The organism is Spongiimicrobium salis, from assembly GCF_043678055.1.
GTDB lineage: Bacteria > Bacteroidota > Bacteroidia > Flavobacteriales > Flavobacteriaceae > Spongiimicrobium > Spongiimicrobium salis.
On the sequence record NZ_JBHEQA010000002.1, the window covers coordinates 558,205 to 575,454 of the forward strand.

At 39.5% G+C, this 17,250-nt stretch carries 12 protein-coding genes; 2 read left to right on the plus strand and 10 right to left on the minus strand.

The window, feature by feature from the left end:
- The first annotated feature begins 491 nt into the window (after window positions 1-491).
- Window positions 492-1,055: a hypothetical protein gene (locus ACEXOE_RS11795; RefSeq protein WP_394749000.1), complete on the plus strand. Its 564-nt coding sequence runs from the start codon at window positions 492-494 to the stop codon at window positions 1,053-1,055.
- Between the two features lie 5 nt (window positions 1,056-1,060).
- On the opposite strand, the gene ACEXOE_RS11800 is transcribed toward ACEXOE_RS11795, so the two are convergent.
- The 7 genes from ACEXOE_RS11800 to ACEXOE_RS11830 all read right to left on the minus strand — a co-directional run bounded on the left by ACEXOE_RS11800 (window position 1,061) and on the right by ACEXOE_RS11830 (window position 8,777).
- Window positions 1,061-1,738: a LytR/AlgR family response regulator transcription factor gene (locus tag ACEXOE_RS11800; protein ID WP_394749001.1), complete on the minus strand. Its 678-nt coding sequence runs from the start codon at window positions 1,736-1,738 to the stop codon at window positions 1,061-1,063.
- Window positions 1,735-2,655 carry a sensor histidine kinase gene (locus ACEXOE_RS11805; protein ID WP_394749003.1) on the minus strand — a complete coding sequence of 307 codons (921 nt, stop codon included), beginning with the start codon at window positions 2,653-2,655 and terminating at the stop codon, window positions 1,735-1,737. Before ACEXOE_RS11805 ends, ACEXOE_RS11800 begins: the two co-directional genes overlap by 4 nt.
- A gap of 121 nt (window positions 2,656-2,776) precedes the next feature.
- Window positions 2,777-3,484, minus strand: a complete 708-nt coding sequence (locus ACEXOE_RS11810) for a hypothetical protein (protein ID WP_394749004.1) — start codon at window positions 3,482-3,484, stop codon at window positions 2,777-2,779.
- A 15-nt stretch (window positions 3,485-3,499) separates the two neighbouring features.
- Window positions 3,500-5,824, minus strand: coding sequence for a TonB-dependent receptor domain-containing protein (locus ACEXOE_RS11815; protein ID WP_394749006.1), 2,325 nt, complete (start codon window positions 5,822-5,824; stop codon window positions 3,500-3,502).
- Between the two features lie 146 nt (window positions 5,825-5,970).
- Window positions 5,971-6,864 carry a sugar phosphate isomerase/epimerase family protein gene (locus ACEXOE_RS11820; RefSeq protein ID WP_394749008.1) on the minus strand — a complete coding sequence of 298 codons (894 nt, stop codon included), beginning with the start codon at window positions 6,862-6,864 and terminating at the stop codon, window positions 5,971-5,973.
- Between the two features lie 48 nt (window positions 6,865-6,912).
- Window positions 6,913-7,641: a LytR/AlgR family response regulator transcription factor gene (locus ACEXOE_RS11825; protein WP_394749009.1), complete on the minus strand. Its 729-nt coding sequence runs from the start codon at window positions 7,639-7,641 to the stop codon at window positions 6,913-6,915.
- Window positions 7,638-8,777, minus strand: a complete 1,140-nt coding sequence (locus ACEXOE_RS11830; protein ID WP_394749010.1) for a sensor histidine kinase — start codon at window positions 8,775-8,777, stop codon at window positions 7,638-7,640. Before ACEXOE_RS11830 ends, ACEXOE_RS11825 begins: the two co-directional genes overlap by 4 nt.
- A gap of 241 nt (window positions 8,778-9,018) precedes the next feature.
- On the opposite strand from ACEXOE_RS11830, the gene ACEXOE_RS11835 reads away from it, so the two are divergent.
- A complete protein-coding gene (locus ACEXOE_RS11835) occupies window positions 9,019-11,457 on the plus strand; it encodes a TonB-dependent receptor domain-containing protein (RefSeq protein ID WP_394749011.1) in 2,439 nt (812 codons plus the stop codon).
- 140 nt (window positions 11,458-11,597) lie between these two features.
- Here ACEXOE_RS11835 and ACEXOE_RS11840 read toward each other — a convergent pair whose 3' ends face one another.
- From ACEXOE_RS11840 to ACEXOE_RS11850, 3 genes are all read right to left on the minus strand, one after another.
- Entirely contained in the window at window positions 11,598-13,310 is a 1,713-nt protein-coding gene (locus tag ACEXOE_RS11840) for an NHL domain-containing protein (protein ID WP_394749012.1), read from the minus strand.
- Between the two features lie 266 nt (window positions 13,311-13,576).
- Complete coding sequence (locus ACEXOE_RS11845) at window positions 13,577-14,227, minus strand: response regulator (protein ID WP_394749013.1); 651 nt, start codon at window positions 14,225-14,227, stop codon at window positions 13,577-13,579.
- A gap of 42 nt (window positions 14,228-14,269) precedes the next feature.
- Window positions 14,270-17,242, minus strand: coding sequence for a ligand-binding sensor domain-containing protein (locus ACEXOE_RS11850; RefSeq protein ID WP_394749014.1), 2,973 nt, complete (start codon window positions 17,240-17,242; stop codon window positions 14,270-14,272).
- Window positions 17,243-17,250 lie beyond the last annotated feature (8 nt).

A 17,250-nucleotide genomic window follows, 5' to 3' on the forward strand; every position in this document is an offset into this window, starting at 1 on the left:
TCCTATTGTAGGTTTCTATTTATTTGGGTGACACCTTACTGTTGGTAAATGACATCAATGCATAGACGAATGCCATTTGAAAGTGTCGAAATCCCATATTGAACGAAAAAACTTACAAAATGTTATATTCATGCCTCGAATTCCGGTATGTTTACTAGGGGATCTTCTAGGGTACTGTCAACATTATTTAAAATTTTATAGGTTTTAGAGAGGAAGTATTCTTTTGCTTTTAAGCAGTTAAGCTATTGTTTGTCAGTTATTTATAATTCCATAGAACATCGCATATTTTACAAATCCCTTAAGTTAAGACCTCTTAAAACATTGCAATTTTATTTTTATCAAAACAATTCGATCTCTCTAAAGATTTAGGTGTATTTTCGATAAAAATGCGTATTGGAAAAGGTTGAAGTGTTGGACTTATATAAATCTAAATATGATTTTAAAGCCACGAATGCTCCAATTCTTTTATCTTTAGCACTTAATATTTTACCATGAAATCTATTTTTAGTCTCGTCTGTTTGTGTTTGTTTTTTACGGTTCAAAGCCAAAAGCAAGGAGAATCAAAGTTTCCGTTGGAAGGTCCTTCGGATTGGCGTAAAGAAGTGCTTTCCCTTCCTTTAAGTTTTGCTCCTGAGTTGGCCTATGAGGGTACAGAGTATGTACTTTTTGCAAAAGGCTGGAGCGACCAAAATGCCACTGACTTTTGGACCTATACCTTTGCTTGGGTCTTGGACGAATCTCCGGAATTTACTGCCGATATATTAAATATAGATCTTAAACATTATTTTGATGGTTTAATGACGGCCGTTTCTGGCAGTGAAATAAACAGCACCAAGGCCCAATTAAAAGCTGTGAAAAATGAAGGCTTTTTTGAAGGTCAAGTAAAGGTTTTTGATGCGTTTTTCCTGAAGGATACCAAGGAACTCAATGTACGTGTACAACCTGTGTATTGCCATAAAGCAAAGAAACACTTCGTTTATTTTAGGTTTTCCCCAAAAGCTTTTGATACTCCTTTATGGAATACCATGAAGATGATTAGGATTCCCTGTGAATAGGATACTTATGTTTTGATACGCATTAAAAATGCTTCTTTAAATGTTTTTCCTATAGGAATGGCCACATCCCCTATAAATACTTGGTTACCATAGATTTTACTTATTTTTTTAATGTTGATCACATAGGAACGATGCACTTGTGCAAAAGGGAGGCCTTGTAATTTTTTGTTCCAATTTCTGAGGCTATCCAAAACGAGCACTTCTTTTTCAGAAGTGACCACATTCACATAGTCTACTTCTGCTTTTAGAAAAAGAATGTCCTTTGTATTGATGGTATAAATAGTTTTATCCGAGTACAAAAACAATTGTTCGCTTGTCTTTTGCTGTTGGGATAACCACAAATGGTGTACCCGCATGACGGCTTTAAAAAAGCGTTCATAAGAAAAAGGTTTTACCAAATAATCAATGACTGCTTCTTCAAAAGCTTCAATGGCATAATGTGCGTAGGCACTACTTACTATGATAAAGGGGGCTTTACGTAAGGTTTTTAGGAAGTGTAGACCGTTTAATTCGGGGAGTTGAATATCCAAAAATAAAAGATCTGCCCTTTCCAGTAATTCCGGGGGAATATCCAAGCCTGTTTCATAGGTACCCAAACAATCCATAAAAGGCGTTTTGGAAATATAGTTCTCCAAGACCTCTTGTGCAGATTTTTCATCTTCTAAAATTATACATTGCATCATAGTTCCATGGTCAATACTACTTCAAATTCATTTTCTTTCTTAACAATATCCAAGGTATGCCGGCCTGGATATAGTAGTTCCAGTCTCTTTTTGGTGGTGTGAATCCCTACCCCACTGTCCGCCCAATGTACATCCATTTCTTGTTTTAAATTCGCATTGAATGCGTTTTTACAATGAAAAGAAAACGTTTTTTGCGCCAGTAGTATTGCAATAGAAATGGGGTGCTGTTCTCCTTTGAGCATACTACTGTACTTAAATGCATTTTCTATAAACCCAATGCATAGTAGGGGTGCTATTTCTTGCTTTGGATCATCTAAAGTAACAGAAAAATGCACATCTACTTTATCGGAAAGACGTTCTTGTTGCAAATTGATATAATCCTTTAAATGCTTTATTTCCTGTGCTAGCGCTACGAATTCCTGCTGTCCTTCATGCAGTACATAGCGGAAACCATCAGATAACTTTAATATCAGTTCTGGGGTTTTATCATCTTTTTTTAGCGCGTTTGCATAAATGGTGTTCAGTGTATTGAAGAGGAAATGAGGATTTATCTGGGCTTTTAAAGCCTGCATTTCGGCATATTTCTTTTCCTCGGCCAAAATATTGATTTCCAATTGCTTTTTGTACAGATTTTTCACGGAATATATGGTAAAAAATACAATACCGAAACTAATGTAGGTTAATAAGTTTGCAATAAAATGCTTCCAAAAATGAGTGTTTCCTGTATGAAAAAACCGATCTGCATATTCATAGAGGCTAGCATTTAGAATCAATACGCTTAAGGCGATAATGATGTCCCTTTTTTTATCATATCTTGGAAAGAACCACAAATACAGGAAATAAGATATGGTCATTTTAAAGAACAAAGAAGTAAGTTCATGGGGAAAAGACATGGGATACCCCCCTAAGTTGTCCATATACTTTATATAGGGATAAAACAAGACCATGCTCCATAAGAAAATATGAAATATGGGCTCTAGTCTTATAAAGGTCCGATAATTATCTTTATGCTCCATTACCATAGGCAAGTTACAGTTTTCAAGGATATGATATCCTCAAATCTTTGAGTGCTATTTTGGCCAGGGTCAGCTTTTTTCCTGTGGTACCGCTAATTCTAAAAATTAGATGTCCTCCGGTCAAGGCATTATGATCGGTTTCCTCAAAAATAAGGTGATCATTAAGTTTAAACCACAACTTGGAACCTTGCTTTCCTATTTCCACATCATACCATTGCTGGGTTTCCATTATGTTTGAAGGACTTCTATGGTAAAATCCCCTATGATAAGGAGATAAGTTTTTAAAGAAGAATGGCGTATTGCCATGCGACAAATTATTGAAAGTAAGATTATAATGTTCTTTTTGCGTACGCCAGGTCCAAAATTCCTGCCCTTTGGTACCTTCCGGAGGTAAGCTAAGCGCTTCGGTGGCCCCTGCATCGGATACATTAAAGAGTACAATGTTTACGGACGAAGACGATAGCGCCTTTACTTTGTAGTTTAAAATAATATCAGCAGGATAGGGTTTTGGACTTATAAGAAAATAACCATCTGCTCCCGCTATTTCTTCCATAATAAGTTGGTCTCCCTGAATGCTTGTTTTTCCTTTATCCAATGTGGGCCAGGAGCCCAACTCTTCCGGACTTATTTTTTCTCCTATGGCAGATGTTCCGCACCCGCAGTTTATAGCACAGAGTGTGATACATAAAAAGTTGATACTGGCAAGTTTTAAGATGTGATAAAGTTTCATATGTTTTAGGTTTTATTAGTCCGTGGTGCCCGGATGATCATAGTTCCTGGCTTTTCTATTTCGTACCTTCCCTTTATTTTGAAAAAGCGCATAGTTGAGATTAAAGAGAACTCCAAAAGTCTGTGTTTGAAACCTCCAGATTTCTTCTTGTCGCACATCAGCTGTAATCAAAGTATTCTTGCGTAGATTGATATCCAAAACGTCTACAATTCTGAGGTTTGCTGTAAGCCTATTGTCAAAAAACCGAGCTCTTAATGCCAAGTCTATACGATTTCTAGGTGCTGTATAAATAAATTCACTTTGATTTTTTGGAGTATGCTGATAGCTGATATCCGCACTAAGGCCATTGCCTATTTTAAAGCTGTTCTTTAGATGTATTCGGGAGGAAAATAAGGTGTTCCAAGTAAGCTCGACTGTTGTATTTACCTTGGTGTAATAATAGTTGGCAGACAGTTGAGTAGTCCAGAATGGAGAGACATTAAATCGCATATCGGTTTCCACACCATACGATTGCCTCGAACCAACATTCGTAAAGCTAATCGTACGTACTCCGGCTTCATCTATGGTCTGCAACCATTGTATGACATCTGTAATACTCCGATAGAACATTGCGGTGGACCATGTAAATTTTCTTCCTTTATAGAGATAATTGAATTCTAGATTATCGCTAAATTCTGGGGTTAAACCAGGATTTGGATCCCATTGAAAAAACTGATTTCCTAATTGAAAAGGGTTGATATGATGAAAGTTCGGCCTTGAAAGCCTTTTGCTATATCCCAAGGTAAAACTAGTATTAGTGTTTGGGATATAGGAAATATGCCCGGAAGGAAAAAGATTGGAAAACTGCAACGTTATGTTTTCATTATTGGAAGTGTTAGTAGAATTGGACGTAAAATACTCATAACGTAATCCAGTTTCCCAAGAGAATTTATCGAGATTCGATTGTACAACGGCATATAAACCTAGGATATCCTCCTGATATTGAAAAGTATCTTCAAAAGAAATACTGGTTGCTGAATTGAATTCGGTATAGCTTTCCAGACTTCTTTGATTAAAAGAAGCTCCTGTCTCAAGACCCGTACTTTCAGAGAAAGGCAGGTTGTAGTCCAGCGCAAGGGCATGAAGGGTGTTCCTGTTATTTTGTTGTTCATTGAACAAGAACTCATTTTCTTCAAAATCCATTGCTGGTTGAATATTATTGTTTTTGGTAAGGTGATAATCAATTTCTAAAAATTGCTCTTGACCTTTCATTTTTAGGCGATAGTTGGTATTGAAGTTTGTTGTTTTATGAGTATGGGAAGAGTTTCTGGTATAGGTAAAATCATCCCTTCCGGTGACATTGGTATAAAAAGTATTGTTTTGAAAGCTATGATAGTCGTTGGTATGATCGACTTCAAAGGACAATTCGTTATTGGCGTTAAAGAAGAAATCAAATCCAGAAGATATGCGTTCTACAACTCCACTAAAATCGTGTGGCGTAAAAAAATCCCGCGTATTTCCATTGGTATAGCGTTGGCGGATGGTTTGCTTACTATTCATGTCCCGAAGTTCCCTTGAGGCACTCATACGTATGTTGAGAAGATTGAAGTTGTAATTGGTTTGTATGCCATACCCATGACGTTTTGTACCCACAGAAGCATTAAGGATAAGGTTTAGACCTTCCGCCCTATTTCTTTTTAGAATCACATTAATGATACCGGAAAGTCCGTCTGCTTGATTTTTTGCTGAAGGAGCGGTGATGATTTCTACTTTTTCTACGGATGATGCCGGTATTTGATTTAATAATTCTGTTGCATTGAGGGCCGAAGGTTTCCCATTGATGAGCAAACGAACATTGCCACTACCACGAAGACTAATAGTTCCAATACCCAAATCGGTCTGAATTTCTGTAATTTGATCAAAAGCTTCCAATACCGTAGCTCCGGATTGTTGCAAATCCGAACCAAGATGAATTAACTTTCTATCGATTTTCAATTGTGTGGTGGTTCTTTCCGTTTGTACAATTACTTCATCCAATTGATAATCTTCAACCTCCAAAGCGATATTGATATTTTCAATATCCCGAATATCCTTTATGTAAACCAGATAGGTTTTATATCCGATAAAACTGATTTCAAAGTGGGTGAGTTTTTCTTGGGTTCGCAAGCTAAAAATACCTTCATCATTTGTGGAGGCACCATCAACTAAGGTATTATGGAAATATCCCGCTACAGTTGCGGTAACAATAGCCTCCGAACTCACCTTATCCATAACTACGCCCTTATAGGTGATTTTTTCTTGGGCGAAACCAAAAAAGGTATTTCCTAATATAACGGTAATGAGAAGTAAAAAACGAAACATAGTTGAGCGTTGAGGCTCAAATGTGCCATTCTTTTTAGAGTTGGAAAATTTTTATCTGTCAACCTCTATTGCTGCTCTGTCAACGAAACATTTCTTGAGGTGTTGCCCTGTTTGAAGGCCCCAAGCCTATTGCTATTCCATTTGATTTACAAGTAGTGCTGCAGGTGTTTTTTAAAGTAGGTGGCACTATCTGTAATACTCTGTATGGAATTTTTGGCGAAATTGCCCCCTTGTTCCAAATAGTAGAATTCCAGACCGGCACGCTCCGCTTCGGGGAGAATCGTTGTATAATCAATAGAACCATTCCCCAATTCCGTATAATCACGGCTTAGCTTATGCATATCCTTGATGTGCCACATGACATAGCGTCCTGGCTGCTTGGCAATCAATTCAGCCGGACTCAAGGGTGAGGAGTGCATTACCCAATACAAATCCATTTGCAACTTGACCAAGGATGGATCGGTATCCCGTAAAATAATATCATAGCCGGTCGCCCCTCCATGATCCGTGAATTCAAAATCATGATTGTGATATGCAAAACCTAAACCAGCCTTAGTTACCTGTTCCCCAATATGATTTAAGCGTTCGCTCAATACCTTAAACTTTTCTAAGCTACGATATTCAGGTGCCAACCAGGGCCATGTAATATAACTTTTATCCAAGGCTTTCGCTCCAACGATACATTGATCCACAAAACGCCTCAATTCATCCATAGGGCGTTCTAAAAAAGGGGAAAAACCATAATGTCCACTACTTGCGGTAAGTTGTAGGTCTTCCAAAATATTTTTGAATTCAGCGGCCTTGTACCCGTAATAGGTGCCTTGATCTACATCATATCCATAGGTTTCCAAGTCTTGATACCCAAGTGCGGCGGCAATCTTTAAACTTCCGAGAGGATCTTTTTCCATAGCATCACGAATGGTAAAAAGTTGAAGCCCCATTTTATATTTGGGGGTATTTTTGTTGGAAGTACAGGATAAGGGAATCATAAGGGCGGAAAGGGCTAAACTGGATTGTTGTACAAAGCTTCTTCGTTTCATAAATAGATATTCTACTTTTTCAAATATAAGCCCTATTCCCCTAACCTACTATTTTTTTGTATTCCATAGGTTATCCCCCAAAATCTTTGGAAGCACCTCTTTTTTATAATTGCGGCTCAAAGGAATCTTAAAAGAAGGCAAAATGATTTCATGATTGGCTACCCCTTCAATTTTATCCAAAGCCACAATATACGATTTATGGACACGGATGAAAGCATTGGAATCCAATTTGCTAGCAACATTCTTAAGAAACAGCAAACTCACATATTTTCGGGAAGAAGTTTGTATAATGACATAATTCTGCATGGCTTGTACAAAGAGAATTTCATCATGGTAAATCTTTTCATAAGTGCCATCACATTTTATGAAAAAACAAGTCCGTTCCTCTTCGTTTATAGGAGCACTATATTGTTTTTGCAATAAACTATGCTGTTGTTTGGCCTTGGTCGCCGCAGCAAAAAAACGATTAAAGGCAATAGGCTTGAGGAGATAATCCAGTACGTTTAGATCAAAACCTTCGATAGCATAATTTGGAAAAGCCGTAGTGAGTATGGTCATTGGTGGTTTTGGATTTGACTTTAGGTATTCAAGTCCATTCATCAAAGGCATTTGTACGTCCAAAAACAATACATCTACCGGATACTTTTCTAGCAGTATAGGGACGTCCAATGCCGAAATACCAGTACCCACGCATTGCATAAAATCTACCTGTTCCACATAATTAGTGATACATTCCCGTGCCAAAGGCTCGTCATCGATAACAATACAATTGATCATCCGCTCACTTTTTTTAAGGATATCCCTTGCTCGGCCTTTGACAATACCAATTGCAACGAAACATTGTGATGGTCCTTGCCTTTAACTACTACAAGGGTATGGTCTTCTGGGTAAATAATGTCCAAACGACGTCTTACATTTTTAAGGCCTAATCCGCCATAAGTAATCTCTTCTGGCAGTGCATGCATCATCTCAAAATTGGCACTATTGCTAATTTCGAACATTAAGGATTCTTCTTTCAATACAACCTTTAATGTAATCCACTTTTTTAATTGTTGGTCCTCAGATACATGTTTAAATGCATTTTCAATAAAGGGAATCAATATAAATGGCGCAATGGTAAATTCCTGAGGAATCTCTTTAGGGAGGTTGACCTCAAGGTCAAAATTTTGATTCTGGCGCAAGCGCTCTAATTGAATGAAGTTTTGAATATAATTCAATTCATTTTCCAAGGGGATTTTAGCACTATTGCATTCGTATAATTGATAACGGAGGAGATTGGAAAATTGGACTAAGGAATTGGATGCCATCTTAGGATCTTTATTGATCAACACAAAAATGCTATTGATGGTATTGAACAGAAAATGTGGATTGAATTGAGATTTAAGGAATTTTAGTTCGGTCTCTAGTTTCTCTTTTTCCAATTTCTGTTGTCTTTTTTGGTCTTCCATCCACATTTTGGTCAATTTAATACTCATACCCAAAGTCATTGCACCAACACATGAAGTCAGGGCATTGTGTTTAAAAATGGTCAAAGGAGTTTCTGGAGAAACATTATATAAGCTGTATACGGATTCGTCTGCAATCCAAGCCGCCACAAAGTAGTTGGTTGTAATGGCTGTTGCCATTAGAAAGATGGTGATTGTCATAAAGAGAAAAAACAGAAAGTACCTGCCCGGTTGTAGAAATTTAGGAATGATGAAGTAAAGACAAAAATAGACTCCCAATGCCTGATACACTACATAACCAAGATATTTTACAATACCGTGAGGAGAGGCAATACCCTCAAAAACCTCCGTGACACTGCCCGTAAAAACGGTCCACCATATAAAATGGTATGCGGCCCAGAAAAGAATATGATGTACCTTAAAACGCTCTAGTACCTTTACGATATGACTTAATGTATTCGCGTTCATCGATTTAAATTAAGGATAGTCCTGAACAAGATACAATGACGATTCTTGTTTGTCAAGGGGAGACTCAAATAACTTGCTATCAGGTGCATATTTATTGATGAACGGCATTTCTGAAATAAATAGGGATCGAATTTTAAAAATAAAGGAGGGATTCATCCACTCGTAAAGAAGAACGCCCCTGTAATCATTCTCTTTTTCTTTCTTCCATTCAATTCCCCTATTTGCTTCGAAAATCAAACCGATGAAGTATTCTTATAGCTATTTTCTCTGTATTCTCTTTGGAGTGCAACACCTATGCAGTCAAATTTCAGGAACTATTGTGGACCATCAACAAAACCCTATTGCTTTTGCCAATGTCCAACTTCTGGATGCGGATACCCAAGTGCTGCAAACAGGAACAATTTCTGATGAACAAGGGAATTTCATCGTAAATTTTGAAGATAAGGGTACTTTTTTCATTCGGGTGGGTTTATTATCCTATTCCGATTGGAATTCTCCTGTATTTAATATTGCGGAAGCTGATTTTTCTTTGGATTTGGCGACCATTGTCCTCCAGGAAGAAGTGACGGCACTGGAAGGGGTTGCGGTTACCGCACAAAGAAAGGTCATACAACGTACACAAGAAGGAACCGTAATCAATGTTCAAGAAAGTATTTTAACCCAAGGCAGTACCGCCTTACAACTATTGGAACGATCTCCAGGTGTGATCTTAGATCAGCGTAATGGGAGTTTTTCATTGAATGGCAAAAGTGGAACCTTGGTGATGATCAATGGAAAAGTACAGCGTATTCCAACAGCCGATCTTATACGTTTACTCAATGGAATGAGTGCAAATACCATTGAAAAGATTGAATTGTTGACCAATCCATCTGTACGCTATGATGTGGATGGGAATGCCGGTATCATCAATATTGTACTCTCAAAAAATGAACGTTTGGGATTGCGGGGAAATTTGGATAGCAGTATTGGATACGGGGAAGGCCCAAAACAAACTACGGGAATCAATTTAAACTATGGCGGAGAAAGAAACTCCTGGTATGGAAGCTACACCTATTCTTATGATGACAGTTCCGACGGGTTTATAGGAATCGGATCCACAGAAATTGAAGCCTTGGGGGGAAATACATTTATTGATTTCAGGAATAGGAGACGTCAAATCAATAGAAATCATATGTTTAACTTGGGATATGAGCAACAACTTTCCAAAACGACGGTTTTGGGCGGAAACCTATTGCTCAACTATGGTAAACCATTGGTCAATATTGATAATCGGGGACTGTATGACTTTGAGGTAGATCCATTTCTGGAAGCAGAGATTCATCTCAATGGCGATGGGTCAACACGGAATAATACATTGGGCGCATATGCAGAAATACAGCGAGAGCAGATGAATCTTTCTATCCATGCAGATTATATCAATTACAGTACAAAAAATCCTAATATTGTTCAAAGTGATTATTTTAATGCACTGGGTGAAGTAATTCAACCTGATGGAGATATCTACAACAATGGAAATAGAGGGATAAACGAAACCAATATTGATGTAGGGGTACTTCAGCTAGATTATGCCTATACGTTAAGTGAGGAAGCTACTGTTGAGACAGGAATAAAAGGATCCTTATCCAAAACAAGGAATGACGCCCGAATTGAAATATTACAAGGCAATGCATTTGTTCCAGATAATCGATTTATAAGTACCATAGCGAATACAGAAAAAATTGGAGCAATCTATGCTTTGACCGAGTACAGTATTTCAAAGAAATTGAGTACCCAAATTGGGCTTCGTTATGAGTATTGGAATCAAGATTTTAATGATGCTAATTTAAATCGAAGTTTTGGCAGACTGTTTCCTTCCCTCTTTCTAACACACACCCTTTCTGATACTACGGCCTTAAATTGGGTATATCATAAACGTATTACCCGGCCCAATTACGCTGATTTGGCCTCTTTTTTGACTTATAACAGTCCAACTTCGGTATTTAGTGGAAATCCGAGATTACTGCCGGCCATTACGGATAATCTTGGTCTTACGTATACCAACAAGGGGTTTAGTCTGTCCCTAATGGCCTCCCATGAGCAGAATCCTATTGCCCGTTTCCAGATTACACGAAATGCCCAGAGCAATGTAGCCGTTATAGCTCCGGTAAATTTGGATTTTCAACAAAGTCTGGATTTACAGAGCAATATTCCCATACGTTTTAATCATTGGTGGAATATGAATTTTAATGGTACACTAGGGTTGCGCAGGTTTAAACTGTTACATACCGAAGAACAGCTCACGCATAACTATATCCATTATAACTTTAATGCAAATCACAATCTACAATTGGCTGCTGGCTTTTCTGTCGAACTTTCCGGCTGGTATACCTCAAATCATTTTAATGGAACTGGACGTATTAAAGGGTTTGGCAGTTTAAATTTTGGGCTTCGAAAGGATTTTAAAAACGGAGGCAGTCTTCAATTTTCAATAACAGACCTCTTTCAAAGTGTAGATATCAAGTCGCAAGTAGGTACGCTGACACGGGAGGCATTCGGAGATGAATTTGATGTGGAATACAGTGCTGAATCTGGTTTTTCACGGATTTATAGAATAGGGTATTCGTACTCTTTTGGAAACAAAAAGGTGAAAGAGAGCAGAACAAAATCTGGAGCAGCTAGTGAGAAATCCAGATTGCAATGATAGCCAAAAGCATAAGAAGTTTTGTGAAGAACAGTATCCTGATGAAAATACCCAAAGATTTATTATGCTGTGATCAGGGCTGGAATGTATTAAAAAAGGAGCCCTAAGGCCCCTTTCAGTAGATTTTAATATGCCAATTACTATTCCACAGGGACTAATCTTCGAATCCTATGGTTACGGGTATCGGCTACATAGATGACTCCATTGGCGTCTACGGCAATGCGCTCCGTTAAATCAAAGGAAGCTACATCTCCGGGACCATCCATGGTACCGATCGAATTACCTCCGGCAATGGTGATTACATCGCCGTTAGGGCTTATTCTTCGGATACGGATATTATCGGTATCCGTGACATAGACATTCCCTTGGGCATCTACGGTAACCCCGCTAGGTCTATTAAATCGGGCTTCTATTCCATTGCCTTCGGCGAAACCAGATCCGCTTCCTGCAAAAGTGGTCACATTTCCATTGGGATCTATTCTTCGAATCTGATGGTTACTTTCATCCGCTACATAAATATTCCCCATGGCATCCGCAGCGACATCTACTGGATTTCTGAATAGGGCATTGATGCCATTGCCATTTTGGAATCCCTGGCCATTTCCTGCAATCGTAGATACGTTACCACTCTGATCAATCATACGGATTCTATGACTTCGGGTATCGGCAACAAAAGCGTTACCATTATTATCTACCGTAATGCCTGCACTTAGACGGAAACGCGCTATTGGCCCTGGTCCATCCTCAAAATTTGAAACCCCATTTCCTGCAATGGTCACCACATTTGCGTTGGCATCTATGGTTCTAATAGCATTATTATCCGATACAAAGATGACTCCACTTGGTGCTACCGCCAAACCTAAGGGGAAGTCAAAAGCAGCATTAAATCCTTGTCCATCGGAGATGACAGCGGCTCCAGAACCGGCTATAGTGGTCACATTTCCTTGTGGGTCGATCATACGGATGCGATGGTTGCCCGAATCAGCTACATATACATTTCCTGCTTGATCTACAGCCACTCCATGAGGTTCATTGAACAACGCATTGGTTCCTTGTCCGTCCTGAAATCCTTGTGTACTTCCTGCAAGGGTACTCACCGTATATAGGACCATATTTTCATCAACATCGGTCACATCAATACTGATCACGGCAGAAGAGCTCATTCCTCCATCTGTTGCCTCCACAGTGATATCGTGGGTAGTGGCCGTTTCAAAATCCAACGATTGGCCATTCGCCAAACTCAAGATACCTCCGCTACTCAGTTCAAACAATCCATTATCATTAGTGGTTATGCTAAAAGAAATATTATCTCCCTCTGCATCCGTGGCCACCACGGTTCCAATGGTGACCGTATCATCAATATCCTCAGCCACTTCAAAACGTTGGGGCGCTATAGTCGGTGCGGTATTTTCTGCTTCGTCCAAAACAGTAATGGTAATATCCGCAGCAGTATTTGATTCCCCATCAGAAACACTGACGGTGATGGTATGCGAGCTTGCTGTCTCAAAATCTAAATTTTGACCGGCCGCTACGGAAAGTTGCCCACCTGTGGTATTCGCATCACCAGCGGTAATGGTAAAAAGATCATTATCATTGGCAGTAATGCTAAAGCTAAGGTCATCGCCATCAGCATCGTTCGCCATTACAGTTCCAATAAGCATTCCACTAGCAATGCTCTCGGAAGCTTCAAAACTTTGAGCTTCAATGGTCGGTGCGGTATTGGTGGTTCCCGTAGGTGGGTTTGTTGGGGGATTTGTAGGTGGTGTGGGATCCGAAGAATCATCACTTTCGCAAGCCATAAAGCCTACGATGCATAAGGTAATAACGGTTAAAAAGTATTTTGTTTTGTACATACTTTGAAGAAATTTAAAAGTCAATATTGGTTCTTAATTTCTACAAAGGTGATACAAAGTACGGCATATATGCTATACCGTGTTTAAGGTATTTTTCAATGAAAATCAGGGTAAAATCTGTTAAAAAATAGGTTCGGCCGAAGTACTATTGAGCCGTTTTGGATAAGGATATTATCCATTCAACGCCTTGGAAAAGGAAATGTTATCCTTATTTTTTTGAAAAGGGATAGAAAACAACCAAGAGCAAGCAGCGAGAGAATGCCAACTTAAATCAAGCGTTTTTTAATGGCCTTTGCTGTTAGGCTACTGCGGTTGTGTACCTGAAGTTTTTTGTAGATGTTCTTGGTATGCGTATCCACGGTATGTCTGCTGATAAATAAGGTCTCCCCTATTTGATCAATGGTCATTCCCGCTACCAAATGTTTTAAAATGGTGGTTTCCCTTTTGGTAAGTATCTCTTCTTTTTTTGATCGTTCCGTGGGCGGGACCAACATGCGCATCATTTTTTTGGCAATACTGGGAGAAATGGGGGCCCCGCCCTTCAGTACCTCCCATATGCCTTTAATGAGATCTTCTCCGGAGGTTCGTTTTAGGAGGTAGCCATCGGCACCCGCCTTGATTGCATCAAAAACGCGTTCATCATCATCAAAAATGGTCAACATAATAATGGCCACTTCTGGAAATTGTTCTTTCATGATCGGAACACTTTCAATACCCGACATACCGGGAAGTCCAATGTCATGTAAAATAACATCAGGTTTCTTTTTTCCTTTAAAAGCGGCTATCCCCTCTTCTACTGCACCAAAGGAACAGGATAATTCAAAATCGTCTTCATCGCCTACAAGGTCTTCCAAAGAAGTCCTGAAGAAGGTATCGTCCTCAATGATCCAAATGTTGTATTTGTCGGTTTTAAGCATACAGAAATAAACTATAATAAATTAAAATATACCATACCGCAATTACGGTAATTTTACAGAAAGGCGAATAAGGGTCCCTTGGTCTATGCCACTGTCCATGCGAAGCACCGCTTTTAAATCTTCTGCTCGCTTTTTCATGCTGGAAACTCCGTGGCCCTGTTTTTTTACAGCTGGATCGAAGCCTTTTCCATTATCTTTGATTTGATAAACGAACTGTTTATGATCTCCGATAAAATCAATGCTCACTTCTGTGGCCTGAGCATGTTTGGCGGCATTGTGGATACTTTCTTTGATAAATAGAAATAAATTTCGCTTCTGTTCCGGGCTAAAATCACGTTTTGGATATTGCGCTCCCAAATCTTCTTTAAAATGCAGTGTGACCCCGGGCAATAACTCTTGGGCAACCGCCTTACTTTTGGATACCAAATCCTCTAAACTTTGTTTATGGGGATCGATCAACCAAACAATAGCATCCAATAATGAAGCGAGGGTTCTGGCATTTTTTGTAATTCTGCTCACCAGTTCAGGTTTGGCATTTCCCTTGTTCAATTGGCGTTGCACCATATCCCCTGTCAAAGCAATACTGCTAAGGCCACTCCCTATCTCATCGTGCAAGTCACCAGCTATACGCAATTTAATGCGTTCTACTTCCAATAATTTTTTCACACGATAACGATACGCTAACCACAGGAATAAGACGATTAGAAGGAATACAAGTCCCCTAAACCAATAAGTCTCCCAAAAAGGAGGCGTTATTTCAATGCTAAGATGAACCATTTCCGGATTCCACAAACCATCATTGTTAGCAGCTTGCAGATAAAAATCATAGGAACCTGGAGGGACCTGAACATAACGGGCCTGACGATTTCCTGTGTCTTCCCGCCAATCTGGGTCGTAATTCTTTAATTGATATTTATATTGGTTTTGGGCAGGATTGGTATAATTGAGCGTCACATAGGAAAATTCCAAAATGTTCTGATACCATGGAAGCTTGATCTGCTGTTTTTTATTTATAGGCGGACTAAATACGGAATCTGGCATAATGACTCGTACGGAAGTTAGGTAAACAGGGGGTACTTTAGGATTTTGTTGAATACGGGAGGGGTCAAAAACGGTAATGCCCTGCACGCCACCAAACCATAGGTCATGACCTACTTGAAGCACCGATTTACGATTGAACTCAATATTTTCAATGCCGTCATTGGCGGTATACTGATTGATTTCCTTGGTTTTGTGATCGTACATGGCCAACCCGGCTCCCGTTCCTATCCACAAACGATCTTGATCATCCGCAGCAATACTAAAAATAATCTGATTGCTCACCTTTGGCGATAATGTTATTTTTTGGAATTCCCACTGAGAGGTATCCAAATGGAATAGTCCATTGCTGCTTCCCAGCCACAATGTGTTTTCTTGGACAAACAATTCCCAGATAGGGGTATTCTGAATTTTGATAGCTTCAGGGGTATATTCGGATAATAAGCCCATTTTTTCCGTAAGGGTATGGTATACAAAAATACCTTGACCTTCTGTAGCCACAAAAAGGTAGTCCCCTATCAAGGCAATGTCTTGAATGATGGCATTGACTACTTCCGCGGCAAAGGAAACCGATTTTAAAATTTGCCCCTCCTTTTTATCCAATAAATGAATATCACGAGCCGTAGCCACCCAGATATGGTCATCTCCTGCGGAAAGTATTGAGAAGGACACTTTAATGGTATTTGGACCTGTGGAAGGGAAAGAAATTTGTTTGGAGCGCTTTGTCAATGGATCATAGAGCACCAAACCAGCATCGGATGCAATCCAGACCGGATATTGGGAGTCCGGTACTTCTTCGATATCCCAGATAAAATGGACTCCTTCAGATGCGCCAATTTCCCAATCCAACTTATGGAATGTACCACTTGTTTTGGAATATCCATACAGTCCTTCGCCCAATCTATTTAACAAAACTTGATCGTTGTAGGTGCCCATACCCATAATAACGTCCCCTGCGTTGGGAGAGATCTTGAGGTTATTAAACTCCTTTTGATAGGGATCAAAGTGAAAAACCCCACTCAATGTGCCTACCCAAACGGCTCCGGTATCCTCTTGATAGATGCTCTTAATGGATTGCGATAAGGTAGAGGCTTCTTGGCCAAAATTTACTGGGGTCAGGCGATTTTGTTCTGGTTCATAAATGTATAATCCTTGCTCGTTTCCCAGCCATAATTCCCCATTTTCAGTTTCTAGAACGGTTTTAGGCAGTGTATTGTCCGGTAGTTGTGGTAGCGCTTTCATTTGTGTGTTTCCTTGGGGGACAGGAAAACTGGCATCTACCCATAACTTCTTGGAGTATGGTCCATAGGCCACTGCATAATCACCTGGTCGGGGGCTTTTGCTTACGGTACTCCACTGTTGCGTCTGCGGTTGATGCTCCAAAAGCTTTCCATCTTTGGTCATGATCCATGCCGTATTTTCAGGACCAATTTCCATATCGTACAAGTACAGTGAAGGGCCCGTAAATTCATAACGCCTGGATTGGACGTTGAACTTGCCAATGGTACCTTTATAAAGGAACCAGAGTTTTCCATCTCCGCCCCATCGCATGAATTGCATATCCAGCCGGTCAGTGGGTAATTTCGAATGACCGGAATAACGTGTAAAGGTTTTGGTCTCGGGGCGATATAGATTGATGCCGTTAAAAGTACCTATCCATAGATTGCCCTCCTGATCTTGCTCCAATGAACGGATAATATTACTGGAGATCGAAGTGCTATCTTCTGCATGATGATAGAACACTTCAAAAGTATACCCATCAAAACGGTTGAGTCCATTGTCCGTTGCGATCCAAATATACCCCTGTTGGTCTTTAAGAACATCGTATACAATATTACTGGAAAGGCCAGACTGTGTGTTGATCAAATTAAATGCAGGTATCTTTTGGGCGCTAAGAATGGGAATGCCTAGAAATAAAAAAAACAGGGTATGCCATAGACCACCTAAGCGATTTTTGGGCATATCCTGTCTCTGCATTAATTTAT

Coding starts and splice junctions, on each gene's coding strand:
- ACEXOE_RS11795 (WP_394749000.1), top strand. CDS start 492: ATGAAATCTATTTTTAGTCTCGTCTGTTTGTGTTTGTTTTTTACGGTT.
- ACEXOE_RS11800 (WP_394749001.1), bottom strand. CDS start 1,738: ATGATGCAATGTATAATTTTAGAAGATGAAAAATCTGCACAAGAGGTC.
- ACEXOE_RS11805 (WP_394749003.1), bottom strand. CDS start 2,655: ATGGACAACTTAGGGGGGTATCCCATGTCTTTTCCCCATGAACTTACT.
- ACEXOE_RS11810 (WP_394749004.1), bottom strand. CDS start 3,484: ATGAAACTTTATCACATCTTAAAACTTGCCAGTATCAACTTTTTATGT.
- ACEXOE_RS11815 (WP_394749006.1), bottom strand. CDS start 5,824: ATGTTTCGTTTTTTACTTCTCATTACCGTTATATTAGGAAATACCTTT.
- ACEXOE_RS11820 (WP_394749008.1), bottom strand. CDS start 6,864: ATGAAACGAAGAAGCTTTGTACAACAATCCAGTTTAGCCCTTTCCGCC.
- ACEXOE_RS11825 (WP_394749009.1), bottom strand. CDS start 7,641: ATGATCAATTGTATTGTTATCGATGACGAGCCTTTGGCACGGGAATGT.
- ACEXOE_RS11830 (WP_394749010.1), bottom strand. CDS start 8,777: ATGAACGCGAATACATTAAGTCATATCGTAAAGGTACTAGAGCGTTTT.
- ACEXOE_RS11835 (WP_394749011.1), top strand. CDS start 9,019: ATGAAGTATTCTTATAGCTATTTTCTCTGTATTCTCTTTGGAGTGCAA.
- ACEXOE_RS11840 (WP_394749012.1), bottom strand. CDS start 13,310: ATGTACAAAACAAAATACTTTTTAACCGTTATTACCTTATGCATCGTA.
- ACEXOE_RS11845 (WP_394749013.1), bottom strand. CDS start 14,227: ATGCTTAAAACCGACAAATACAACATTTGGATCATTGAGGACGATACC.
- ACEXOE_RS11850 (WP_394749014.1), bottom strand. CDS start 17,242: ATGCAGAGACAGGATATGCCCAAAAATCGCTTAGGTGGTCTATGGCAT.